Source organism: Vescimonas coprocola (genome assembly GCF_018408575.1).
Taxonomy (GTDB): Bacteria; Bacillota; Clostridia; order Oscillospirales; family Oscillospiraceae; genus Vescimonas; species Vescimonas coprocola.
On the sequence record NZ_AP023418.1, the window covers coordinates 1,128,159 to 1,150,730 of the forward strand.

The 22,572-nt window shown below is 56.8% G+C and carries 21 protein-coding genes, 3 tRNA genes, 2 rRNA genes, 2 pseudogenes and 1 riboswitch; of the genes and pseudogenes, 9 read left to right on the forward strand and 19 right to left on the reverse strand.

Annotated features, from left to right (window positions below; translation table 11 throughout):
• The first annotated feature begins 157 nt into the window (after positions 1-157).
• Positions 158-760, forward strand: coding sequence for a recombinase family protein (locus tag KJS28_RS05555; protein WP_213542083.1), 603 nt, complete (start codon positions 158-160; stop codon positions 758-760).
• A gap of 677 nt (positions 761-1,437) precedes the next feature.
• On the opposite strand, the gene KJS28_RS05560 is transcribed toward KJS28_RS05555, so the two are convergent.
• The 4 genes from KJS28_RS05560 to KJS28_RS05575 form a co-directional block, all read right to left on the reverse strand.
• Positions 1,438-1,511 (reverse strand) — tRNA-Gln (locus KJS28_RS05560).
• Positions 1,512-1,633: 122 nt separating this feature from the next.
• The gene (gene thiT / locus KJS28_RS05565; protein WP_021858800.1) at positions 1,634-2,197 is read right to left on the reverse strand and encodes an energy-coupled thiamine transporter ThiT; all 564 of its coding nucleotides are present in this window, start codon (positions 2,195-2,197) and stop codon (positions 1,634-1,636) included.
• Between the two features lie 68 nt (positions 2,198-2,265).
• Positions 2,266-2,376: riboswitch (TPP riboswitch) on the reverse strand.
• Positions 2,377-2,461: 85 nt separating this feature from the next.
• The gene (locus KJS28_RS05570) at positions 2,462-3,055 is read right to left on the reverse strand and encodes a hypothetical protein (protein ID WP_213542084.1); all 594 of its coding nucleotides are present in this window, start codon (positions 3,053-3,055) and stop codon (positions 2,462-2,464) included.
• Positions 3,056-3,191: 136 nt separating this feature from the next.
• Positions 3,192-3,389 (reverse strand): hypothetical protein, encoded by a 198-nt coding sequence (locus tag KJS28_RS05575; RefSeq protein WP_213542085.1) that lies wholly within the window; start codon positions 3,387-3,389, stop codon positions 3,192-3,194.
• A 345-nt stretch (positions 3,390-3,734) separates the two neighbouring features.
• Here KJS28_RS05575 and KJS28_RS05580 point away from each other — a divergent pair, with 345 nt between their 5' ends.
• Together KJS28_RS05580 and KJS28_RS05585 are read left to right on the forward strand one after the other, a co-directional pair.
• Positions 3,735-4,622, forward strand: a complete 888-nt coding sequence (locus KJS28_RS05580; protein WP_213542086.1) for a 4Fe-4S cluster-binding domain-containing protein — start codon at positions 3,735-3,737, stop codon at positions 4,620-4,622.
• 535 nt (positions 4,623-5,157) lie between these two features.
• A complete protein-coding gene (locus KJS28_RS05585; RefSeq protein ID WP_213542087.1) occupies positions 5,158-5,382 on the forward strand; it encodes a hypothetical protein in 225 nt (74 codons plus the stop codon).
• 279 nt (positions 5,383-5,661) lie between these two features.
• Here the strand turns inward: KJS28_RS05585 and KJS28_RS12770 are convergent.
• The 3 genes and pseudogenes from KJS28_RS12770 to KJS28_RS05595 form a co-directional block, all read right to left on the reverse strand.
• A pseudogene (locus KJS28_RS12770) lies at positions 5,662-5,812 on the reverse strand (IS200/IS605 family transposase); the annotation flags it as partial.
• Between the two features lie 6 nt (positions 5,813-5,818).
• Positions 5,819-5,959, reverse strand: a pseudogene (locus KJS28_RS12775) (transposase); the annotation flags it as partial.
• A gap of 187 nt (positions 5,960-6,146) precedes the next feature.
• Positions 6,147-6,998, reverse strand: a complete 852-nt coding sequence (locus KJS28_RS05595) for a hypothetical protein (RefSeq protein ID WP_213542088.1) — start codon at positions 6,996-6,998, stop codon at positions 6,147-6,149.
• A gap of 154 nt (positions 6,999-7,152) precedes the next feature.
• Between KJS28_RS05595 and KJS28_RS05600 the strand changes: the two genes are divergently transcribed.
• A complete protein-coding gene (locus tag KJS28_RS05600) occupies positions 7,153-7,761 on the forward strand; it encodes an NUDIX hydrolase (protein ID WP_228298448.1) in 609 nt (202 codons plus the stop codon).
• A gap of 100 nt (positions 7,762-7,861) precedes the next feature.
• Here the strand turns inward: KJS28_RS05600 and KJS28_RS05605 are convergent, their stop codons facing one another.
• The gene (locus KJS28_RS05605) at positions 7,862-8,701 is read right to left on the reverse strand and encodes a DegV family protein (RefSeq protein ID WP_213542089.1); all 840 of its coding nucleotides are present in this window, start codon (positions 8,699-8,701) and stop codon (positions 7,862-7,864) included.
• Positions 8,698-9,156 (reverse strand): MarR family winged helix-turn-helix transcriptional regulator, encoded by a 459-nt coding sequence (locus tag KJS28_RS05610; RefSeq protein WP_021858241.1) that lies wholly within the window; start codon positions 9,154-9,156, stop codon positions 8,698-8,700. The genes KJS28_RS05605 and KJS28_RS05610 overlap by 4 nt, the downstream gene beginning before the upstream one ends.
• A gap of 316 nt (positions 9,157-9,472) precedes the next feature.
• Between KJS28_RS05610 and KJS28_RS05615 the strand changes: the two genes are divergently transcribed.
• Positions 9,473-10,042 carry a manganese efflux pump MntP gene (locus KJS28_RS05615; protein ID WP_213542228.1) on the forward strand — a complete coding sequence of 190 codons (570 nt, stop codon included), beginning with the start codon at positions 9,473-9,475 and terminating at the stop codon, positions 10,040-10,042.
• An 82-nt stretch (positions 10,043-10,124) separates the two neighbouring features.
• On the opposite strand, the gene asnA is transcribed toward KJS28_RS05615, so the two are convergent.
• Together asnA and KJS28_RS05625 are read right to left on the reverse strand one after the other, a co-directional pair.
• The gene (gene asnA, locus KJS28_RS05620) at positions 10,125-11,135 is read right to left on the reverse strand and encodes an aspartate--ammonia ligase (RefSeq protein WP_213542090.1); all 1,011 of its coding nucleotides are present in this window, start codon (positions 11,133-11,135) and stop codon (positions 10,125-10,127) included.
• A gap of 428 nt (positions 11,136-11,563) precedes the next feature.
• Positions 11,564-12,754 carry a pyridoxal phosphate-dependent aminotransferase gene (locus tag KJS28_RS05625; protein ID WP_213542091.1) on the reverse strand — a complete coding sequence of 397 codons (1,191 nt, stop codon included), beginning with the start codon at positions 12,752-12,754 and terminating at the stop codon, positions 11,564-11,566.
• Positions 12,755-13,094: 340 nt separating this feature from the next.
• Between KJS28_RS05625 and KJS28_RS05630 the strand changes: the two genes are divergently transcribed.
• Positions 13,095-14,165, forward strand: coding sequence for a YkvI family membrane protein (locus KJS28_RS05630; protein WP_213542092.1), 1,071 nt, complete (start codon positions 13,095-13,097; stop codon positions 14,163-14,165).
• Positions 14,166-14,412: 247 nt separating this feature from the next.
• Here KJS28_RS05630 and KJS28_RS05635 read toward each other — a convergent pair whose 3' ends face one another.
• From KJS28_RS05635 to KJS28_RS05645, 3 genes are all read right to left on the reverse strand, one after another.
• On the reverse strand, positions 14,413-14,637 hold the full coding sequence (locus KJS28_RS05635) for a hypothetical protein (protein ID WP_213542093.1): 225 nt from the start codon (positions 14,635-14,637) through the stop codon (positions 14,413-14,415).
• 81 nt (positions 14,638-14,718) lie between these two features.
• Entirely contained in the window at positions 14,719-15,054 is a 336-nt protein-coding gene (locus tag KJS28_RS05640) for a branched-chain amino acid transporter permease (protein WP_021858246.1), read from the reverse strand.
• A complete protein-coding gene (locus KJS28_RS05645; protein ID WP_213542094.1) occupies positions 15,045-15,743 on the reverse strand; it encodes an AzlC family ABC transporter permease in 699 nt (232 codons plus the stop codon). Before KJS28_RS05645 ends, KJS28_RS05640 begins: the two co-directional genes overlap by 10 nt.
• Positions 15,744-15,934: 191 nt before the next feature.
• Here KJS28_RS05645 and KJS28_RS05650 point away from each other — a divergent pair, with 191 nt between their 5' ends.
• Together KJS28_RS05650 and KJS28_RS05655 are read left to right on the forward strand one after the other, a co-directional pair.
• On the forward strand, positions 15,935-16,543 hold the full coding sequence (locus tag KJS28_RS05650; RefSeq protein WP_213542095.1) for a hypothetical protein: 609 nt from the start codon (positions 15,935-15,937) through the stop codon (positions 16,541-16,543).
• A complete protein-coding gene (locus tag KJS28_RS05655; protein WP_213542096.1) occupies positions 16,540-17,709 on the forward strand; it encodes a cation diffusion facilitator family transporter in 1,170 nt (389 codons plus the stop codon). The genes KJS28_RS05650 and KJS28_RS05655 overlap by 4 nt, the downstream gene beginning before the upstream one ends.
• A gap of 35 nt (positions 17,710-17,744) precedes the next feature.
• Here the strand turns inward: KJS28_RS05655 and KJS28_RS05660 are convergent, their stop codons facing one another.
• A complete protein-coding gene (locus KJS28_RS05660; RefSeq protein ID WP_213542097.1) occupies positions 17,745-18,077 on the reverse strand; it encodes an arsenate reductase family protein in 333 nt (110 codons plus the stop codon).
• Positions 18,078-18,130: 53 nt separating this feature from the next.
• On the opposite strand from KJS28_RS05660, the gene KJS28_RS05665 reads away from it, so the two are divergent.
• Positions 18,131-18,832: an NAD-dependent protein deacylase gene (locus tag KJS28_RS05665; protein ID WP_324614772.1), complete on the forward strand. Its 702-nt coding sequence runs from the start codon at positions 18,131-18,133 to the stop codon at positions 18,830-18,832.
• A gap of 339 nt (positions 18,833-19,171) precedes the next feature.
• On the opposite strand, the gene rrf is transcribed toward KJS28_RS05665, so the two are convergent.
• From rrf to KJS28_RS05685, 4 genes are all read right to left on the reverse strand, one after another.
• Positions 19,172-19,287, reverse strand: a 5S ribosomal RNA gene (rrf, locus tag KJS28_RS05670).
• Positions 19,288-19,354: 67 nt separating this feature from the next.
• Positions 19,355-19,429 (reverse strand) — tRNA-Glu (locus KJS28_RS05675).
• Positions 19,430-19,473: 44 nt separating this feature from the next.
• Positions 19,474-19,549: transfer RNA gene (locus KJS28_RS05680), tRNA-Lys, on the reverse strand.
• Positions 19,550-19,632: 83 nt separating this feature from the next.
• A 23S ribosomal RNA gene (locus KJS28_RS05685) occupies positions 19,633-22,476 on the reverse strand.
• Between the last annotated feature and the right edge of the window lie 96 nt (positions 22,477-22,572).

Here is a 22,572-nt window from a genome sequence, read left to right on the forward strand (position 1 = left end):
CGCCAGAAGATTTACGGACATCTTTTGAGGCCCGTCGCCGTCGCCCGGTTATGCTAAGACGAAGCAGAAAGAGGGGCTATACCATAGCCGACAAATTTTGTCAAGAAAGCAGCCGCAAGGCTGCTTTCTTCGTCACCTGCAGAAAAGGAGGTTTCCCATGAGCGATACCCGCACTTACTACTACGCCAGAGTCAGCAGTCGGGATCAGAATCTTGCACGGCAGCTGGAGGCATTCCGAGTCCTGGGCGCCGATGAGCGCTCCATCATCACCGACCGGGAGAGCGGCAAGGATCTGAACCGGCCCGGCTACATGGCCCTGAAGAACACCATCCTCCGGCCCGGTGACACGCTGGTCATCACCTCGCTGGATCGGCTCAGCCGTCGGAAGGCGGACATTGAGACGGAACTGCTCTGGTTTCGGGAGCAGCACATCCGGTTGAAGATCCTCGATCTGCCCACCACCATGACCGACTTCCCTGCCGGGCAGGAGTGGGTGGCCGACATGGTCAACAACATCATCATTGAGGTGCTGGGTACCATGGCCGAGCAGGAGCGACTCCGCACCCGGCAGCGTCAGGCGGAGGGCTACGCAGCAGCCAGAGCAGCCGGTCGCAAGATGGGACGGCCCAGACTGGCCCGGCCTCCTCAGTGGCCGGAGATCTACGCAGCGTGGCAGGCCGGGGAGCTTACCGCCAAGGAGGCTGCTCAGCGTCTGGGAATCGGAAGATCTACCTTCTACAAGCTGGCCAGCGAAAAATAATGGTCGGTCGGCAGCCGGCGCTCCATACACGAAAAAGCCAAACGGCACAAGGGTTTCAGCCCTCTGCCCGTCTGGCTTTTGCCGCAAATTTGAAATTGTAAGAATTGAAAATGCAAAAAATAGTTGCATTATTGATAAAAACAGGATATTATAGAAGTAACAAGTCAATAAACGACAAAGTACCGCCCGGAACGGCAATCCCGGACGGTACCAACTCAAACGATGTTCACGGCATCGAAAGAGCTTTTTATGTCGCACTTCCGTGGTGGACACGGTTTCATTGTACCACCGCAGCGGATAAATGGCAAGTCTTTTTCGATGGAAAACATTGGAAAAGGCTTGTTTTTTTGTTCGTCTCCGGTCAAAAACCGGTCTCGATATAGACAACTGAATAATCGGCCCGGTCAAATACAAGCGCATCTCCCGGAGCTTCGCCATGATATGAGCGGCACCGCTGCCTTCCAGCGGTCACGGGGATGAGACGCAAAGAGCAGATAGAGAGTCTGTTCTGCGGAGCCAATACATCGCTTCCGCTGACAACGTGGTGAGGCCCTTGCAGTATTGCACAATAAGGCGCAGGCACAGGAACCAGATCGGGAAGCACGACAAACAAAGCAAAACGAACTTTAGAATAGGCGCACGGGGAACTGCATATATGCAGTTCCCCGTGGTCATCATGGCAGCGGGAGAAGGATTCGAACCCTCACATACGGAGTCAGAGTCCGCTGTGCTACCTTTACACAATCCCGCTGTGTTCTGACGAACAAGCTATATTATACACGCTTCCTGTGTTTTGTCAACACTTTTTTCAAATCTCCTGAAAGTTTTTCCGGAGCCGGGTCTCCCCGGCCCCGGAAAGCTGTCATCCGGTCATCACTGAGCCAGCTTCAGGTCCTCCGCCGTGAAATACTTCTTCAGGGGCTTATACAGCGCCGCAAAGACCACCAGGCACAGGATGATGCTGGGCAGCATATAGCTCCCGTTATAGAGCAGGGAGTAGAACCACGGGCTGGTCATGGTCATGCCGAAGAACTCATCGGGCATATACTTGCCCCACACCACGGCGCCGATGATGTAGTGGGCCAAAAAACGCAGCACGCCGCCGATGACGGTGCCATAGAACACGCTCCACTTCCGGCGGGCCAGCAGGCCTGCGCCAAAGCCCAGCGCCGTGAAGGCCAGGAAGTAGTCGCAGATGATGGTGGTCCAGTCGATGGAGAACTTGTTGCCGATGAGATAGGTCACGGTGCCGAATACGAAGCCGGCGCCGGCGCCCCAGCCGCAGCCATACCGAACGGCGAACAGGATGATAGGCAGCATCTCCAGCGTGACAGAGCCGCCGTTGGGGAACTCATAGAGCTTGATAAAACTCAAAATCTCCGCCATAGCGATAAAAATGGCAGCCTCACAGAGGGTACGGGTCTTATTGTTTTTCATGTGTTCGGATCTCCTCCTAAAAAAATTCCCGCATGGCGAGCCATGCAGGCGTCGCAATGCGGAACATGAAATCCCTATGATCGCATTCCTACGCCGGCATTACCCGGATCAGGTTCGAGGGACCGGACGGCGATACGTCTCATCTCAGCCGGCTTGCACCAGCGCCCCTTGGATTGTAGCGTCATCTTATCATGCCGAACACTGTCTGTCAATCGCTATTTTCCACAAAAAGAGGAGCATCCCGCCGAATGCTCCTCGTCTGTCTTATTCTCCGGCTTTCTCCGGCGCCGTCAGGCCCTTTTCCAACGCCGTCAGGCCCTCCTCCATCCGCCGGAAGCTGCTCATATCCGGCTGGCGAAGCGTCTGCTCTGCCTGCTGTAAGCGCTCCAGCAGCTGGCAATTCATCTGCTCATAGTCCGCCTGCGCCGTGCGGCACCACTCCCGCTGCCGGGCCGCCAGCTGCCGCAGCTGGGTCACGGCCTCCTCCCGGAACTGCTCCGTGCGGCGGTGGGCGCTGATCTCGATCTGGGCCACATGGTCCTTCAGAGACTCGTATTCGTCCGCCTGTACCTTCAGTTGGGCGCAGCGCTGCTCCAGCTCCTGATTCCGGGCCTCCGCATCCGCCAGCTGCCGGCGCAGACGGCGGCAGGTCTCCTCGTTGTCCCGCATCTTCAGCAGCTGCGCCTGTGTCACCCGCTGGGTATTCTCCAGCGTCTGGTTCTCCTTCCGGAGGGTCTCGTTCTCCACCTCCAGCGCCGCCACACGCTCCTCGTGTTCCCGGCCGGTCTTCTCAATGTATGCAATCACATCGCTGCGGTCAAAGCCGCCGAACATACTGGTCTTAAAGCTGGTGCTCATCCGTGATCCCCCCGCAAATTCTTTTACCCTACCATATCACAAAACGCCGTTTTTTACAAGCCACAAAATGAAAAAGCGGAAGGGGAACGTTCCCCTTCCGCCCGGTCTGAAGCTTACAGCATCGGTTCCTCGGCCCTTACGGCTCTTCCTTCTCCTTCTTCCGCTCCCGCAGAAGCTCCACAAGCTCCGACACCCAGCAGTATAGCCCCACTGTCCCGGCGATGATGAGATACCACTTGTTAAACTCGCTCACCCGTCCTGACATCCAGCACACGGCAAGTATGCCCAGCACCGCCGCAGGAAACAGGAACAGGTGCTTGTGTTTTTTCCACATTGTCAGCTCCCTTCTCCGGCCCTGTTTTTCCTCTTTATCTTTACAATAACGCACAAATTGTGCGAAGTCAACATTTTTCGCAAGGATATTCCGCAAAGTCCAAATCATATAACACATAGGTGAATGTGCATCACCATGCCCGAAATCCATCACGCCGCAGCATGACACCTCCTCCGCTCACATCTCTCCATTTTCTTCATATTGCCAAAGTCTCCGATATTTCCCTCCGCTTCCAGTATTGTTAATAAGTAAACAGTCTATTTTTGCAGATATTTCTTGCTTTTTTGTGCCATTTGGTATAGACTAATCGGGAACGACTTATTTTGAGAGGCTGGCTTGAACAATATGAGCAATCCCTATAAGACACGGGAAGGCGGCGCTACTGTCACCGTCTTTGTTCCCTACGACTGCAACAATCACTGCCCCTTCTGCATCAACAAAAAGGAGTATGCCGACTGCTCCGGCTTCAGTCTGGATGCCATTCTCCGCAGCATCCACACCATGGATGAGATCACGCCCCGCTGTGACTTCGTCTTTACCGGCGGCGAGCCCTTGGCAGATCTGGGATCCCTCCAGAAGATGCTGGACGCCATTCCCAACACCCACAGAATTTTTATCAACACCACCTTCCCCGTGCAGCAGAAATACTCCGCCGACGAGATGATCGCCTTCACGAAGCGCAACCGGGACAAGATCACTTGCATCAACATCTCCCGCCATTTGGTGAAGTACGTGGAGGAGTCCCCGGACGAGGTAGTGGGCCGCATCGCCTGCCCCACCCGCATCAACTGCGTGCTGTATAAGAACTACCCCGCCCAGAAGCTGACGGATTACGTGGAGCGCTTCCTGCCCTACCGCATCCCCATTCAGTTCCGCTATGACTACACAGAGACTACCCCGGAGAACCTCTATGAGGAGGAACACGACAAGATCCTTCAGGATCTGAAGAAGCAGTTCACCTACAAGGGGCTGGACGGCTGCCGGATGCGCAACGGCTTCCACTTCGAGTATAAGGGCCTTCACATGACCTACCACAAGACCCTTCCCTATTCCACCATCGTGGAGACTGGCGACGACGGCATCACCTACGACATTCTGTACGATATCCTCATCAAGCAGAACGGCGAGATCCACTCCGATTGGACCGGCGTGAAGCTGGACGTGGAGAAGTACCGCCACGTGACCTACGAGCCATACGACCTGCGGGTTCTGGACGGCACCATCGACTTCTGATGCAAACATCCCCCACTGTACTCACTGTACAGCGGGGGATGTTTCCGTCTCTCCCCAAAAAATCAGTCCCTTTTCAAGATAAGTGTTGCTATGTATGATCGTGAATTATGTGTAACAATTTCTTTTGCTTCGTTCCTGCCCCTATATTTGGCAAAGAGAACCTACCCGCCACGAAATACCTCGATTGTGACATCATGCTCTTCTGGTGGTTAGAAAAGAACAAAGACCTCACCACCAAGCAGATGGTAGATGAACTGTACTCCCTTATATGTAATCGCATCAACGACCCGATTACATACAAGGAACTTAAGAGTAAGAAGTTGGGACTTGATACCAAGGGCATCATTCCAGTACAAGTTTAACCGATGCAGGGCACCGAAAAGAGCCGAAGGCAACTTCGGCGTCTTTTCATCCCTTGAAAGTAACACAAAAATATTGTATAATATAGAAAAGTCGAACAATTTGCTGGCTTTTCCGTCTATACAAATAATGAAGCAGCTAGACAAATTCAAATTTGACAAAGGAGTGTGATAATATGAGAAAAAAAGTAGTTACAGGTATTTGCATCTTGTTGGCTATCGTTCTTTTGATACCCATTCCTATGCGTCTGAAAGACGGCGGCACAGTTGTATATCATGCTATCCTGTATCAAGTTGAGAATGTGCATAGAATAGACCCAGAAGCCACGTCCGAAAATGATTACCTTGAGGGAATGATAGTAAAAATCCTTGGCATTGAAGTCTATAACAATGTTGAGTAATAGATCAGCCAATTTCAATTTGTCGAACTGAATAGTATATATCCCATAGGAGGAGCAAGGTTGAAATATACCCTGCTCCTTTTCATGTGCTTAGAGTTCCGTTAAATCGACGAAGGATTTGGCGGATAGGCTTATATCAACACAAAAGGTAAAAGGGATAAAAATCAAACCCTCCGGCTAAGCCGGAGGGTTGACCAGGCCCTATAAGGGCCTATTACGGACGAAGCCCCTTAAGGGGTCCGAAAGGTCTGCCGGCCGCATTCCTTCTCAGGCTACCCTTTAAGGGGTTTTTATTGATGCCTTGGGATTCTTACTACCCGTAAACGGGTCTATAAATTCCTTTATGCTAATTTGGTCGGATATTTTGTCCTCCTCCAACTGGTTCTATGTACGCCTTGATCGCTTTCTTGTTGCGGCCTACCGTATCCACTTGCTGGCACAACTTCCGCAGTATGATCCCTATGTCCTCTTTTATCTTTCCGTAAACCTCCATCCGCCTATATTTCAGCGCAAACACCACATGGTATTGGCAACGCCAGCTGGTATGTTCTAAACTACTTACATCTACTTCTTTCATGTATTAGTCTCCTTGTTTTTGTAAGCTTTGGTCGGTAAACCTCTTTCTTTACTCTAACTCGGAGACTTTTTCTTGTCTACTTTTCCCCTCGCCATAGGCTATTTTTCCCCCCGGCAGAGCCGGGGGTTGTCTTTGGTTGCCACTGCAGAAAAAGCAGGACAAGCGCCCTGCTTTTTCCGATGCAGCGTTACACGGTGCCGGTGACGGTCACTGTGGTGGTGCCGGGGGTGACGGTATAGGTGCCATCCGTCTCCTGGGTATAGGTGGCCGCCGGGACGGCGATCTGCCCGGCAATGGTGGCAAAGGTGCCGGTGGCAGCATCGTAGGTGTAGTTGTCTCCTTCCTTCCACGCATCGCCGTTATACGTCACGGTCAGGCCGGTGAGGGCCGGGTCGAAGGTATCCGTCAGGATCACGTTGTCCCCTGCCGTGGCGGCGGTATTGCCGAAGTTCTGAAGGACGAAGGTATAGGTCAGCTGTCCGCTCTCCGTGACGGTGGCGGGGCAGATGGCCTTGCTGACGGTGAGGTCCGCCCGCTGGGCCGCCGCCAAGGTCGCCTGCGCCGTCAGGGGCGCTGCCAGACCGCCGCCGGTGACGGTGGCCGTGTTGGTGATGGCGGCCTCCTGATCCAGCGGCGCATAGCGGGTGACAGCGGCCTCGTACACCAGCAGCGCATTGCCTCCGGCGGGGACGGTGAGACCGGTGACGGTCAGGGGAGGCCCTGCCGTCACCGTGGGGGTCGTTTGCAGGACACCGTTGACATATACCCGCAGCGTCCCCTCGTTGTAGGTCAGCGGGTACACGGTGTCCGTGCCGAAGGCGTAGCCACCCAGATCGTCCGTCAGCGCCAGTTCCGTCAGGGGCGTTGTGCCGCCGTTCACCAGCGACAGCACGTAGGTGACGTTGTCTCTGGCGGTGTAGCGGCTGCTGGCCGCCGTCTTGGTGAGGGTCAGCGTCTCCAGCAGCTCACCGGTGACGGTGTTGGAATTGGAGGTGCCGCCGTTATAGATCAAGGTGGCGAAGTTGGTAAAGCTTGCCATGACATCCACTCCTGTTCGATAGTCGGTGGGGCCGCAGCCCCAATACAGCATATGCCGCAGCATCAAAGCGGTTGACGGCACCGGGCAGACTCTATTATAATAGGTAGCATTGATGCCGGCATGAAAGAAGGGATGTTCCATAGAGCTGAAACAATTGCAGGCGGCCTTTTCCGGCCATGTGCCGGGCCTGCTGGGGGCCACCGCCGCCTATGCCGTGCTGGTGCCGGTTGCGGAGACGGCGGAGGGTCTGAGCCTGCTGTATGAGGTGCGCTCCCCTGCCCTGCACCACCACAGCGGGGAGGTCTGCTTCCCCGGTGGGCGCATGGAGCCGGGGGAGACGCCGGAGCAGTGTGCCCTGCGGGAAACGTGGGAGGAGCTGGGCATCCCCCCGGAAGACATCCGGCTGCTGGGCCGGGCGGACTTCCTGCACCTGCGCTCCGAGGCCCTGATGCACCCGGTGCTGGGACAGGTGGCCCCGGCGGCGCTGGAGCGGCTGCGGCTGAACCCCGCCGAGGTGCGGCAGACGTTTCTGGTGTCGCTGGACTGGTTGGCGGCCCATCCGCCGGAGGTGTACCGGTATCCCCTGCTGCCGGTGGGAGCAGAGCGATTCCCCTATGCCCGGGTGCAGGCGCCGCCGGACTACCGGTGGACACCGGGGCAGGTGGAGGTACCGGTGTATGATGGGCTGCCCTACCCCCTGTGGGGGCTCACCGCCCGCATCACCCGTCATGTGGTGCAGCGGGCCACCGAGGGGGCGGAATAGAAAAATCAGGCGGAGGAGCAGCTGCTTCTCCGCCTGATTTTTGTTTCGGCTGCCAAAACATAGCCCCGCCCTCCCTAATGGGGAGGGTGGGGCTTTCCTATTATTTTCCTCCCCGCCGGAAGAAGGCCGCCACCACGGCACCTGGACCGGCGTGGGTGCCGATGACGCTGCCGATGCACACGGACTCCAGCGTCTCCGTGCCATTTTCCCACAGAGGGGCGCTGTCGGCCACATACTTTTGCAGCAGGGCGTCGCTGAGCCCGGAATAGCCCAGCAGCAGAGGCATGGAGAAGTCGATGCCGCCGCTCTCGTGGATCTTCTGCACCAGCAGATTGTTGCCCTGCCGGGAGCCACGGGCCTTGCCGATGATGGTCACCTCGCCGTCTGTCAGGGTCAGCACCGGGTGGATGTTCAACAGTCCCCCGGCAAAGGCAGCGGTCTTGGAGATGCGCCCGCCCTTTTTCAGATACTCCAGCGTGTCCACCAGCCCGATGATGCACACGTCCTGCCGCCGCCGCTCCAGCAACGCCGCCAGCTCTCCGGCGTGCAGATGGGCATTGTCAATGGCGTACCGGGCCAGGATACCGGAGCCGATGGAGGCGGACATGGTGTCCACCACGAAGATGCGCTCCCGCCCCTCAGCGGCGATACAGGCGCTCTGATAGGTGCCGGACAGCTTGTGGGAGATGGTCAGCACCACGGCGCTGTCCCCGGCAGCCTCCACCTGATCGAACAGCTGGGCGAAAGCGTCAGGGGAGGGCTGGCTGGTGGTGGGCAGCACGTCCGACTCCACCAGCCGCTCATAAAAGCGCTGGCGGTCGATGTCCACGCCGTCCAGCAGCTCCTCCGTCCCGAAGTGGATGGTCAGGGGTACGATGTGTACCTGCCTGCGGTACTGCTCCGGCAGGTCGATGGTGGAATCTATGATGATTCTGGTCATAAGTCTGTTTCTCCGTTCTGTGATTTTCGGGGGGCTGCCAAGCGCTCCAGATGGCCGCTGATGCAGGTCAGGGCGTCGTACATGACCTGCCGCTGCTCCGGTGTCAAGCCCTCGCTGGCGGCCTCCACCAGCCGGTCGATCTTCCCTGCAATGGCCCGGCCCGTCTCCTGCCCCTTCTCTGTCAGTGTCAGAGGGCTGCGGTATCGCTTGTCCGGCCGGGTGACGTAGCCGTTCTGCTCCAGATATTCCAGCGACCGGGACACGGCGGCCTTATCCTCCTCGCACCGGTCGCACAGCTGCCCGGCGGTCAGCGGCCCCAGCTGCGTCAGATAATAAAGACACGAGACGTGAGGCCCCTTCAAATGAAATTCGGACATCTCCTCCGCCTTGATGCGGCGGATGCTGCGGCTGATTTTGGCAATCAGCACGGTAAAGGTCTCGAAGCGCTGCTGCATGGTGGCTCCTCCTTAAATGTTGATAAATCAACAAGTGTGACGTATCATACCACGCAAATGTTGATTTGTCAACAAAAACTTTTTCCGGCATGACAGGTGGAATTTGCGTCAAAAGGTTGACATTTCTGCCGGATATGGTACACTAAAGCTTATACTGAGGGAGTAGATGGCTCGGCAGCGAGTGGCAAGTCAACAGACTGATGGGACTCCATCTGGCTTGTCTTAAACAACGAGACTCAAGTATGGCGGGGGGTCGTGCTTGGGCGTTTTGGTCAGGCATACCGTGCCTGATTTTCTTTTTTTGGAGGGAACCATCATAGGACTGTTAGAATTGTTTCTCATTGCGGTGGGGCTGTCTATGGACGCCTTCGCCGTCTCTGTCTGCAAGGGCCTGTCCACGCAGACGCTGCAAAGGCGGCACTATCTCATCGTGGGTACGTGGTTCGGAGGCTTTCAGGCGCTGATGCCCACCCTGGGCTATCTGCTGGGTTCCACCTTCGAGCAGTATATCACCTCGGTAGATCACTGGGTGGCCTTCATCCTGCTGTCCGTCATTGGCGGCAATATGCTGAAGGAAGCCTTCTCCAAGGACGAGGAGACGACGGACGCCTCCTTTGCTCCCAGGGTCATGCTGCTGCTGGCGGTGGCCACCAGCATCGATGCACTGGCGGTGGGTATCACCCTCGCCCTACTGCCGGGGGTGAATATCGTGGCGGCGGTGCTGTTCATCGGCTGCATCACCTTTATTCTCTCCGCCGTGGGCCTGAAGGTGGGCAACGTCTTTGGCCTGAAGTATAAGAACAAGGCGGAGATGGTGGGCGGTGCCATCCTGATCCTCATGGGCCTGAAAATTCTGCTGGAGCATTTGGGCGTCATCCAGTTCTGAACTCTGTAAGCGTAGAAAGCGACCCTGTCCAAAGCCGGACAGGGTCGCTTTTTACCAAAAATCACTGTGCAGTATTTTCACTTTACAGCAGCATGATACCAGCGCTTTCGCAGGTCTGCACCGTCTCCGGGTCCCAGAGACTGGCCTGCACCTCCCCGATATGACAGGTGCCGATCATCATCATGCACAGGCGGCTCTGACCGATGCCGCCGCCGATGGTCAGAGGCAACTCCCCCGCCAGCAGCATCCGGTGGAATGGGAGAGTGCGCCGATCGTCGCAGCCGCTGGCGGTGAGCTGGCGATCCAGCGCCGCCTCGTCCACTCGAATGCCCATGGAGGAGATCTCGAAGCTCCGCTCCAGCACCGGGTTCCACAGCAGGATGTCGCCGTTGAGCTGCCAGTCGTCGTAGTCCGGCGCACGGCCATCGTGAGGCTGGCCGGAGCGCTTCAGGTTTCCGCCGATCTGCATGAGAAATACCGTGTGGTGCTCCCGGCAGATGGCATCCTCCCGCTGCTTGGGGGTCAGGTCCGGGAACCGGTCCTCCAGCTCTTGGGTGGAAATGAAATACACATCCCGGTCGATGCGGGTGTGCAGGCTGGGAAAGGCAATGTCCAGCGCATCATTGGTCTCGCAGACGGCTCCCATAATGGCCCGCACCGTCTGGCGCAGATAGCTCTCCGTCCGGTCCTCCCGCAGGATGACCTTTTCCCAGTCCCACTGATCCACATAGATGGAGTGGAGGTTGTCCACCACCTCATCCCGCCGGATGGCGTTCATGTCGGTAAAAAGGCCCTTACCGGGGTGGAACTGGTAGCGCTTCAGAGCCAGCCGCTTCCACTTGGCCAGAGAGTGGACCACCTGCCCGGTGGCGTGTACGTCGGGGATATCGAAGGAGACAGGGCGCTCCACGCCGTTGAGGTTGTCATTCAGACCCGAATTTTCTTCCACAAACAGCGGGGCGGAGACCCGCCGCAGATTCAGGGCATTACCGAGATTCACCTGGAAATTGCTCTTGATAAACTCGATGGCCCGCTGCATTTCATAGACAGACAACGGGGTTTTGTAGCCCTGCGGGATACAGACCTTGCTCATTGCGTAAGCACCTCTCTTTTTTGAAAAAATATACAGTTATTATAGGAGCATTTGCCGAAAAATACAAGAAAAAATTGAAATATCGGAGGAAAAAACTGAAAGCGCTTAGGACAAGAGCCTCCAGAAAAGCGTGCGGCACATACACAGAGCCATATAAAACAAGGCGCACCGCTGGGCAGCAAGCTGCACAGGGATGCGCCTTGTCACAGGTGCGGAGAAAATGGGTAAGCAGAGCATACCAGCAAGCGAAGGATGGCACCGTCTGACGATTCGCAAAATGCCCTCCGCCGACGGAGTTTCCTGTCGTATGGATATACCTTCCGCTTATTGCCGGGATTTTTTTGCTTTTTTGAAACTACTCCTGTCTGCTGACAGGGAGCTTCTTATTTTCTTAATACCTTTCTCGCTTGCCGACGGGGTTTCGTGCCTTATTGGTACTTCTCCCGTATGGCCCGGAAGGCGGGGAGACTGCGCAGGATCATGTCGTGGGAGACGCAGTAGCTCAGCCGCAGGAAGCCTGGGCAGTGGAAGGCGGTGCTGGGGACCACCAACAGGTCATGCTCCAGCTTGGCCCGCTGGGAGAAGGCCACATCGTCGCCGTCAGGGACCCGGACGAAGATATAGAAGGCGCCCTGCGGCGGGATGCACTCGTAGCCCATCTGGGTCAGCTCCCGATAGAGCAAGCGGCGGTTGGCATCATAGGCCGCCAAGTCCGGCCGGGCATCGGCGCACCGCTGGAGAGCCAGCTGCACCAGCGTCGGCGGGCAGACATGGCCGGAGCTGCGGGCGGCCCCGGCTACAGCGTGGAGCACGTCGGCCTGACCCTCTACGCAGGAGGGGACGCAGACGTAACCGATGCGCTCACCGGGCAGGGACAGGGATTTGGAGTAGGAGTAGCACACCAGCGTATTGGGATAGATGGTGGGCAGGAAGGGGACCTCCACGCCGTCGTAGACCAGCTCTCGGTAGGGCTCGTCGGCTATCAGGTAGATGGGGTGGCCGAACTGGGTACTCTTGCGGCGAAGAAGCTCCGCCAGCCCCTCCAGCGTCTGGCGGCTGTACACCACGCCGGTGGGATTGTTGGGGGAGTTGACCAAAACTGCCTGTGTATGGGACGTTAAATGGGCCTCTAAAATGTCCAGAGAGATCTGGAAGGTGTCCAGATCGGCGGGGACGGACACCAGCTTGCCGCCGTTGGATTCCACAAAGGGGAGGTACTCCGGAAAATAGGGGGCGATGGCCACAAATTCACTGTCCGGCGATACGGTCAGCGCCCGGATGACAGAGATCAGAGCGGCGGCAGCGCCGCAGGTAAAGAACAGCTCCTCCGGGCGGATGGTCATTCCGAAGCGGTGGGTCAGATCCTCCGCCACGGCCCGGCGGGTGCCGTCGAAGCCGCCGGCCATGGAGTAGCCGTGGACCTGAATGGGATCGGTGTCGTGCAGCACATCCAGCAGGGCCTGCTGCACCGGCTGCGGGGCGGGGATGCTGGGATTACCCAGGGAATAGTCGAACACGTTTTCCGGGCCTACCTCCGCCGAGCGGCGCAGACCGTAGGCGAACAGTTCACGGATCATGGAGGGGGCACTGCCCAGCTTTTCATACGTCGGATTGACCATGGTTCCAGCTCCTTTTCCTAAATTTTTGACTGATATCAATATGCGTAAAGCGATACTACCTAACAGATAAATCGGTGCAAATCGGCGGCAGGCAGGGGAAATTGGGCGCCGCAAAGACCGACTTTATGCCCATTATACATCCTACGGACGGGAACGTCAACGAAAATGGTTGAATGATTCAGTAAAAATATGGCGAATGGGGGTTGACGAGGACCGGGGGGAGACGATACACTATATCCATATGAACGAAATTATGCCATTGATGCCTATGCTATCGATGGTACACAAAGCAGCGCTGCGGGTGCGGCGCTGAAAGAACAGTGGAGTAGGAGTGGAAAAGATGAACGAGATGAAAACGCTGCCGCTGGCCTTCACCTATGTGGGGGTATTTCTGGGGGCGGGCTTCGTGTCCGGCCCGGAGCTGTGGCAGTTCTTCGGGGCCTTCGGCAACTGGGGCTATGTGGGTTTTCTGCTGGCGGCGGTGCTGTTTACCCTGTTCGGTATTTTGCTGGTGCGGCTGACGCAGGTGGCCCACACCGATGAGATGGACCGGCTGCTGGTGCCTTGGAACATCCCGTGGCTGCGGGCGGCCTCCGGCATTGTGGCGGCGGCCTTTCTGTTCGGCGTGGTGGTCATTATGGCGGCGGGATCCGGAGCGCTATTAGAGCAGATGACGGGCCTGCCTACATGGATCGGCAACGCCCTGTTCATGCTGGCGGTGGCGCTGGTGGCTCTGCTGGGTGTGACGGGGATGGTCAGTGCCTTTTCGGCGCTGATCCCGGTGCTGGTTCTGGCCACACTGGCCTTTGCCGCAGCGGCCTGCATAAAGTTCGGCACGGGGAATATCTTCCGGTTGGAGAACGTCAACACCAATCCCCTGATGCCCACATGGCTGGTGGCATCCCTGACCTTTGTGGCCTATAACCTGCTGGGGGGCATCGGCATCATGGCGCCCATCGGCAAGCTGGTGAAGAAGCGCTCGGTGATCTACTGGGGCATCACCCTGGCGGGGGGGATGCTGACGGTGGTGGCAGCCAGTATCCTGTTCAGCATGGCGGTGTATCCGGCGGCCATTGAGGCGGAGCTGCCCATGGTGGCGGTAGCCACGGCCATCAGCCCCACGCTGGGGACGGTTTACGGCATCGTGCTGCTGCTGAGTATGTTCTGCAACGCACTGGCGTCGCTGGTGGCCATGCTGACCTACATGGAGCAGAAGCAGGTGGTATTCCGCAAACACAAAAAGCTGACGCTGGCAGCGGCGGCGGTACTGTCGTGGATCGGTAGTCTGGCAGGCTTCGGAGATCTGATCAGCGTAATCTTCCCGGTGTTCGGCTATCTCAGCGTGGTATTTTTGGTGTGCATGATGGTACACTTCATTCAGTGCAAGCGGCGGGAAAAACAGTCCGCCTGAAGAAAGTGACAGAAGATATCCCCCCGGAGGTATTGTCTCCGGGGGATATCTTCCGTCATGCGAAATTACTTGATAGACTTGAAATGATAAGGCGTCACAGGGCATCGGTATCATGCTGCGCCTGAGCGTGCCACAGCCGGGCATACTGCCTCCTCCGCCAGCAGCTGCCGATGGCTGCCCCGCTGGACGATGCAGCGAACACCAGAATCTCGTCGCAGAAGCGGTAGGAGGCCAGCCGGTGACTGATTTAGACAAAGGTGCGTCCGCCGGAGATATGACTGAAGCGGCGGTACACCTCGTACTCCGGCACCGGATCCGGCGCTGCCGGTGGGTTCGTCCCGCAACATGAAGGGGGCGTTTTGTACAGCGCACGGGTCATCATCAGCTTCCGGGCCTCGCCGCCGGAGGTGATGACCACCCCGTTTGGCTCCGCCGCCAGCCGGGAATCGTCGTCGCTGATAGCGATGTGCATCTCTTCCGTCTCCTTGCGGCGATGTGATGAAAAGGGGTCGTACCGGTATAGTACGACCCCGTGATAGCATACCCCGGCCCGTCAGGCAAATACCACCTGCACCAGCAGCATATAGGTGATGGTGCCGCCGGCGATGGACAGGAGAGAATTGCGCCGCCACAGGTGCAGTCCGGCGGTGACGGCAATGGCGATACACTCCGGCAGCCACTGACCGGCGGAGGCGAAGGAGACGTTCCGCAGACTGTACACCAGCAGCAGGCCCATCATGGCCGGAGGCAGCAGGGTACACAGCTCCTGCAGGAACTTGGGCAGCGGCTTGCCGTGGGGGAACAGGATGGGCGGCAGGAACCGGGTGATGACGGTACCCACGGTGATGGCCAGCAGGATGATGAGTGTTTGGATGGCGTTCAGGCGCATAGCTTTTTCCTCCCTATCAGCAGACTGGCGAAGATCAGCACCATAGAGGGGATCACCAGGTTATCCGGGCCGCAGACCAGCAGGGCCACAACGGCACAGGCGATGCCGATGGCTCCCGGCAGGCGGCGCTGCTTCTGCCGCAGCTGCTCCAGAAACAGCACCACGAACAGAGCCGTCAGGGCGAAATCCATGCCGGAAATGTCGAAGGGCAGCACGCCGCCCAATACGCCTCCCAGCATGGAGGCCGTGACCCAGTAGCTCCAGTCCAGCAGGGAGACGGAGAGATAGAATTTTCCGGCATCCACGCCCTCCGGCGGCTCCACGGTAGAGACAACGGAGAAGGTCTCGTCGCAGAGAGTATAGTACAGCATCCAGCGCTTCCAGCCCAGATCGTCATATTTTTTCAGCATGGACACGCTGTAAAACAGGTGCCGGGCGCTGATGGTGAGACTCAGCAGGAACACCTCCAGCGGGTCGAAGCCCGCCGCCAGCAGAGGAACGGCAGCATACTGGGTGCTGCCGCCGAAGGCGATGGCGCTGAACAGGCCGGACCACAGGGGGCCGTAGCCGATGGCCTGCATCAGCATCCCATAGGTGACGCCCAGCACCAGAAAGCCTGCAAAAATAGGGATGGTATGGGGGAAGGCGGCCCGCAGGGCTGACCGCCAGGAGGAGGGAGAGGACTGCATAAAATATCACTTCCGGTGCAAGAATAGTCGAAATGAGACAGATAGATGGATTATAGCGGAGAGAGCAGCGATTGACAATGGGAAAATGTGCCAGATTTTATGCCCAAAAGAACACAAGGACTGGAAAAATGCGGCAAGATGGCGTATACTGAGACCATATGACTTGAAAGAGGGAAAGCGAGGTGCTTTTTATGGAGGAAACGAGAAGCTTTGGATACGTCTGCCCCAAGTGCGGCAAGGCCGTGGTGGCCCGGCGCAGCAAGTTCGCCCTGTCGGCGGCGGCGGTACGGATGGAATGCCCCAAGTGCGGGGAGTCGGCGCTGGAGGTACAGACCGACGGCGTGCGCTTCCGGCTGTGGGTACCCTGCGGCCTGTGCGGCGGGGTACATCAGGCAGAGTGCAGCGCTCAGGAGCTGCTGGAGGGCCGTGGCATCGCTCTGGCCTGCCCGGAGACGAAGCAGCTGTGCTGCTACGCCGGAGAGGAGAGTCAGGTGATGGCCCGGACGGAGGAGCTGGCCATCCGAGTGGACAAGGAGCGCTCGGAGCAGCGAGAGGCGTTCACCGACAACGTCATCATGTATGAGGTGCTGTCGGAGTTGAAGGACATGGCCGGCCGGGGCAGTGTAAGGTGTGCCTGCGGAAGCAAGGACTACGGCATCCGCATCCACCGGGATGCCGTGGATCTGACCTGCCGGGCCTGCGGCGGGAAGCTGCGGCTCCCGGCGGCCACGGATGAGGATCTGGACCAGCTTTGCTGTCGTATGACGCTGGAGATCCCCGGACGAAAGGACGGCGTATGATCGAATTACTGTCTCATTGGTTGATCCGGAACCGGGAAAATACCGGAGATCCGGCGGTACGGCTGGCCTACGGCCGCCTGTGCGGGCTGGTAGGTATCGGTCTGAACCTGCTGCTGTTCGGCGGAAAGCTGTTCGCCGGGACTGTCAGCGGCTCGGTGGCCGTGACGGCGGATGCCTTCAACAACCTGTCGGATGCAGGCTCGTCGGTGGTGACGCTGCTGGGCTTTCAGCTGGCGGGGAAGAAGCCGGACCCCCAGCACCCCTTCGGTCACGGGCGCATCGAGTACATATCGGGTCTTGTAGTGTCGGGACTGATCCTGCTGATGGGTGTGGAGCTGGGGAAGTCCTCCGTGGAGAAGATCCTGCACCCGGAGGCGGTGGACTTCAGTCTGCTGGCGGTGGGGATTCTGGTGGCATCCATCGCCGTGAAGCTGTATATGTACCTGTATAACCGCCGTATCGGCAGGCGGATATCTTCCGCCGCCATGGAGGCCACGGCCACCGACAGCCTGTCCGATGCCATCGCCACCACGGCGGTGCTGGCGGCTATGCTGGTGGGACGGTTCACCAGCTTGATGATCGACGGTTGGGTGGGCCTTGTGGTGGCGTGCTTCATCCTCTTTTCCGGGTATCAGGCGGCTAAGGAGACGCTGGGACCGCTGCTGGGCCAGCCGCCGGAGCAGGAGCTGGTGGAGAGGATCCGGCAGATGGTTCTGTCCCACCCGCCTATCTGCGGCATCCACGATCTGGTGGTCCACGACTATGGCCCCGGTCGGATGATGGTGTCCCTCCATGCGGAGGTGCCGGCTCACGGAGATATTCTGGAGCTGCATGACGTCATTGACACCGCCGAAATGGAGCTCAAGCGCACCCTGCACTGCAACGCCGTGATCCACATGGACCCCATCATCACCGATGATGCACAGATCGTGCAGCTGCGCCGACGGGTGGCGAAGCTGGTGCGGCAGGTGGACAGCGGCATGACCATCCACGATTTCCGGGTGGTGCCGGGACCCAGCCACACCAATCTCATTTTTGATGCGGTGCTGCCCTTCGGGGAGCATATCACGGAGGCGGAGGCCGCCCGGCAGATCAGGGAGCGGGTGCGGCAGATGGATGGGGGAGAGTACTACGCCGTGGTGACGGTGGAGAATCCCTATGTGTAAGAAAAAGCCAGCACCATGACGGTGCCGGCAGGGCGTTATTCCCAAGTCTGCCACACGTCGGGGCAGTAGCCCACGGTGGCCTGCTTGCCGTTGCGGACGATAGGCACCCGGAAAAGCTGGTATTCCAGCAGCTTCTCCTCGGCGGCCTGGGGCAGCAGATAGTCGATGCCCAGTTCCCGATAGTCGATACAGTCCCGGTCCACCAGTGCATCGCAGCCTACGGCGGCCCGAACGCTGCGGTACTCTCCGGCGGAGAGGCCCTTGGTGGCCAGATCGATGTACTGGTACTTGATACGGCGCTCCTTGAACCAGCGCTCGGCCTTTTTGGTGTCGAAGGACTTCCGCAGCCCGAAGATCTGAATGTTCATAAGAAACCTCCTGTAAAGTTGAAAGGTAGGGATATACAATGGAGCCTGCTGTGATGCAGCTGAAGGAAATGGTAGCTTCATCGGATAACATCGTATTTTTCGGTGGGGCAGGGGTATCCACGGAGTCCGGTATCCCGGACTTCCGCAGTGTGGACGGCCTGTACCACCAGAAGTTCCGGTATCCGCCGGAGACCATACTGAGCCATACATTTTATGAGCGCCACAAGGAGGAGTTTTTTGATTTCTATCGGCAGAAGCTCATTGCTCCGGAGGCCCGGCCCAATGCCGCCCATGTGAAGCTGGCCCAATGGGAACAGGATGGGAAGCTGAAGGCTGTCATCACCCAGAACATCGACGGGCTGCACCAGATGGCCGGGAGCCATGAGGTGCTGGAGCTCCACGGCAGCGTCCTGCGGAACTACTGCGAACGATGCGGGAAATTCTACGGCGTGGACGCAATCCTCCACAGCACCGGCGCCCCCAAGTGCAGCTGCGGCGGCGACATCAAGCCAGATGTGGTGCTGTATGAGGAGAGTCTGGATATGCAGATGATGGAGCAGGCGCTGGAGTATATCAGCCGGGCGGATATGCTCATCATCGGCGGCACGTCTCTGGTGGTGTATCCGGCGGCAGGACTGGTGCAGTACTACCGGGGCCACAAGCTGGTGGTCATCAACAAGGGAGAGGTGGGCGCCGGCGTCCGGGCCGATCTCACCATCCGTGCGCCTATTGGTGAGGTGCTGAGTCAGCTGTAACAGCGACGGCGCAGGCGGCATGGTGAAGGGGGTTGCAGCTATAATATCATGCTGCCTGCGTCGCGACAAAGGAAAAATAAAGAAGTTGGTGAATGTCAAGAAGAAAATTGGCAAGTGATGCAAAAGCAACAGAGGCCGAACCTGCCGGAAGGATGCCTGCGGGCATGGGAAACCTGGTATGACCATCGAAGAAGCAACAAATGATCTTCTAAATGAAAGCATCAGCAACCATTTTCAACATCTGGCAAAAACGCAAGATGACATTGTTCCATGCTCCTCGTGCGGAGACACCAGTGATTCATATATAAGAAAAGACACCCTATTGGGTGCCTTCTCTTATGTTGGCGCTACCTATCTTTCCGGGCCGTCTCCAGCCAAGTATTGTGGGCAGAAGCGAGCTTAACTTCCGTGTTCGGGATGGGAACGGGTGGACCCTCGCCCTAATCAGCACCAACTATTGAAACCGTATCAGCGGTAACAAACAGTAGTATATGCACTTTTACGCAATTTGTCAAGAAGAAATGGTGACCCGTACCGGATTCGAACCGATGTTAAAGGCGTGAGAGGCCTCTGTCTTAACCACTTGACCAACGGGCCATTTTCTTTTATAGTATCACACAAGTATCCTTGTGAAATAACCGTGGTACACCATCAGGGACTCGAACCCTGGACACCCTGATTAAGAGTCAGGTGCTCTACCAGCTGAGCTAATGGTGCATATCACTCAGATGTCTTTCGCTTACACCTTCAAAACCGAACAAAGAAGAGGATGGAAGGAAGGCCATTGCCTGCATAAATCGTAGGTCAAGCCCTCGGGCTATTAGTACCGGTCAGCTGCATACATTACTGCACTTCCACCTCCGGCCTATCAACCAGATCGTCTTTCTGGGCCCTTACTCCATAAAGGATGAGAGATCTCATCTTAGGGAGAGTTTCACGCTTAGATGCTTTCAGCGTTTATCTCGTCCGTACATAGCTACCCAGCTATGCCCTTGGCAGGACAACTGGTGCACCAGAGGTACGTCCATCCCGGTCCTCTCGTACTAAGGACAGCTCCCTTCAAATCTCTTACGCCCGCAACAGATAGGGACCGAACTGTCTCACGACGTTCTGAACCCAGCTCGCGTGCCGCTTTAATTGGCGAACAGCCAAACCCTTGGGACCGAATACAGCCCCAGGATGCGACGAGCCGACATCGAGGTGCCAAACCTCCCCGTCGCTGTGGACGCTTGGGGGAGATCAGCCTGTTATCCCCAGGGTAGCTTTTATCCGTTGAGCGATGGCATTTCCACTCACATACCACCGGATCACTAACTCCAACTTTCGTTACTGCTCGACCCGTCGGTCTCGCAGTTAGGCTCGTTTATGCGTTTACACTCAATGCACGATTTCCGTCCGTGCTGAACGAACCTTTGAGCGCCTCCGTTACTCTTTTGGAGGCGACCGCCCCAGTCAAACTGCCCGTCTAACAGTGTCCCCCGACCGGATTCACGGCCGCAGGTTAGGAAACCAGCAATACAAGAGTGGTATCCCACCGGTGACTCCACATAGCCTGACGACTATGCTTCCAAGTCTCCCACCTATCCTGTACATGCATTACCGATTCCCAGTATTAAACTGCAGTAAAGCTCCATGGGGTCTTTCCGTCTAGTTGCGGGTAACTGGCATCTTCACCAGTACTACAATTTCGCCGGGCGGGCTGTTGAGACAGTGCCCAAATCATTACGCCATTCGTGCGGGTCAGAACTTACCTGACAAGGAATTTCGCTACCTTAGGACCGTTATAGTTACGGCCGCCGTTTACCGGGGCTTCAATTCAATGCTTCGGATTGCTCCTGACATCTCCTCTTAACCTTCCGGCACCGGGCAGGCGTCAGCTCATATACGTCATCTTTCGATTTAGCATAAACCTGTGTTTTTTGGTAAACAGTTGCTTGGGCCTATTCACTGCGGCCCCTTTCGGGGCTCCCCTTCTTCCGAAGTTACGGGGTCAATTTGCCGAGTTCCTTAACAACCCTTCTCCCGTTGGCCTTAGGATTCTCTCCTCATCTACCTGTGTCGGTTTGCGGTACGGGCACCTTAGCATACACCGGAGCTTTTCTCGCCTCTCAGCATCGCAGACTTCCCTACTATATTTCAGTCCCTTTCGCCCAGCTCTACCAACGGCTGGGTTCTGCTATCTGAAAGTGTCCTTCCGGTTTAAGGTTCGGTGGCTACGGAATTTCTACCGTATGTGCATCGACTACGCCTTGCGGCCTCGCCTTAGCTCCCGGCTTACCTTGGGCGGACGAACCTTCCCCAAGAAACCTTAGATTTTCGGCCATTATGATTCCCACATAATTCTCGCTACTCATTCCGGCATTCTCACTCGTGTACAGTCCACCGCTCCTTCCGATGCGACTTCACCCCATACACGACGCTCCCCTACCACTGTCTTTAGACAATCCCAAGCTTCGGTTGTATACTTAGCCCCGTTACATTTTCCGCGCAGAGTCACTCGACCAGTGAGCTATTACGCACTCTTTTAATGAGTGGCTGCTTCTAAGCCAACATCCTGGTTGTTTTCGCAACTCCACATCGTTTTCCACTTAGCATACATTTGGGACCTTAGCTGTGGGTCTGGGCTGTTTCCCTTTTGACAATGAAACTTATCTCACACTGTCTGACTGCTATCCATCAATTATCCGGCATTCAGAGTTTGATAGGGTTCAGTAAGCTTATCGCCCCCTAGCCCATTCAGTGCTTTACCTCCGGTAATCTAAGATAACGCTAGCCCTAAAGCTATTTCGGGGAGAACCAGCTATCTCCGAGTTCGATTGGAATTTCTCCGCTAACCACAAGTCATCGCCGGTCATTGCAACGAACGTGCGTTCGGCCCTCCATGAGATTTTACTCTCACTTCAGCCTGCTCATGGTTAGGTCACCCGGTTTCGGGTCTATGGCAACGAACTTTATGCGCCCTATTCAGACTCGCTCTCGCTTCGCCTCCGGTACTGAATACCTTAAGCTTGCTCGTTACTATAACTCGCCGGACCGTTCTACAAAAAGTACCTCATCACACTTTAACGTGCTTTGAGTGCTTGTAAGCACAAGGTTTCAGGTTCTCTTTCACTCCCCTCCCGGGGTCCTTTTCACCTTTCCCTCACGGTACTGCTCCTCTATCGGTCATCAGGTAGTATTTAGGCTTGGATGGTGGTCCACCCGTTTTCCCGCGGGGTTTCACGTGTCCCGCGGTACTCTGGATACTCGCTGTCAGCTTCCTCTTTCACGTACGGGGCTCTCACCCTCTGTGGCCGGCCTTCCCATGCCGTTCTGTTAGATTCTTCTGATCGTGATGCAAGTCCTAACCCCGGAGAATAAATCCTCCGGTTTGGCCTCCTCCGTGTTCGCTCGCCACTACTTACGGAATCTCGGTTGATGTCTTTTCCTCGCCCTACTTAGATGTTTCAGTTCAGGCGGTTCCCCACGTACACCTATTTTGTTCAATGCACGTTACTGGAGTATTGCTCCAGTGGGTTTCCCCCATTCGGAAATCTCCGGATCACAGGATATTTGCTCCTCCCCGAAGCTTATCGCAGCTTGTCACGTCCTTCGTCGGCTCCTGATGCCAAGGCATTCCCCCTTGCGCTCTTTATAGCTTGACCTATTAGAGATATTTTGGTTCTCTATAGTTGAATTATGCAGGCAATCACAGATCTAGCAAAATTGTAATTGTTACCCTCTTCTTTCACAGAAGTGTT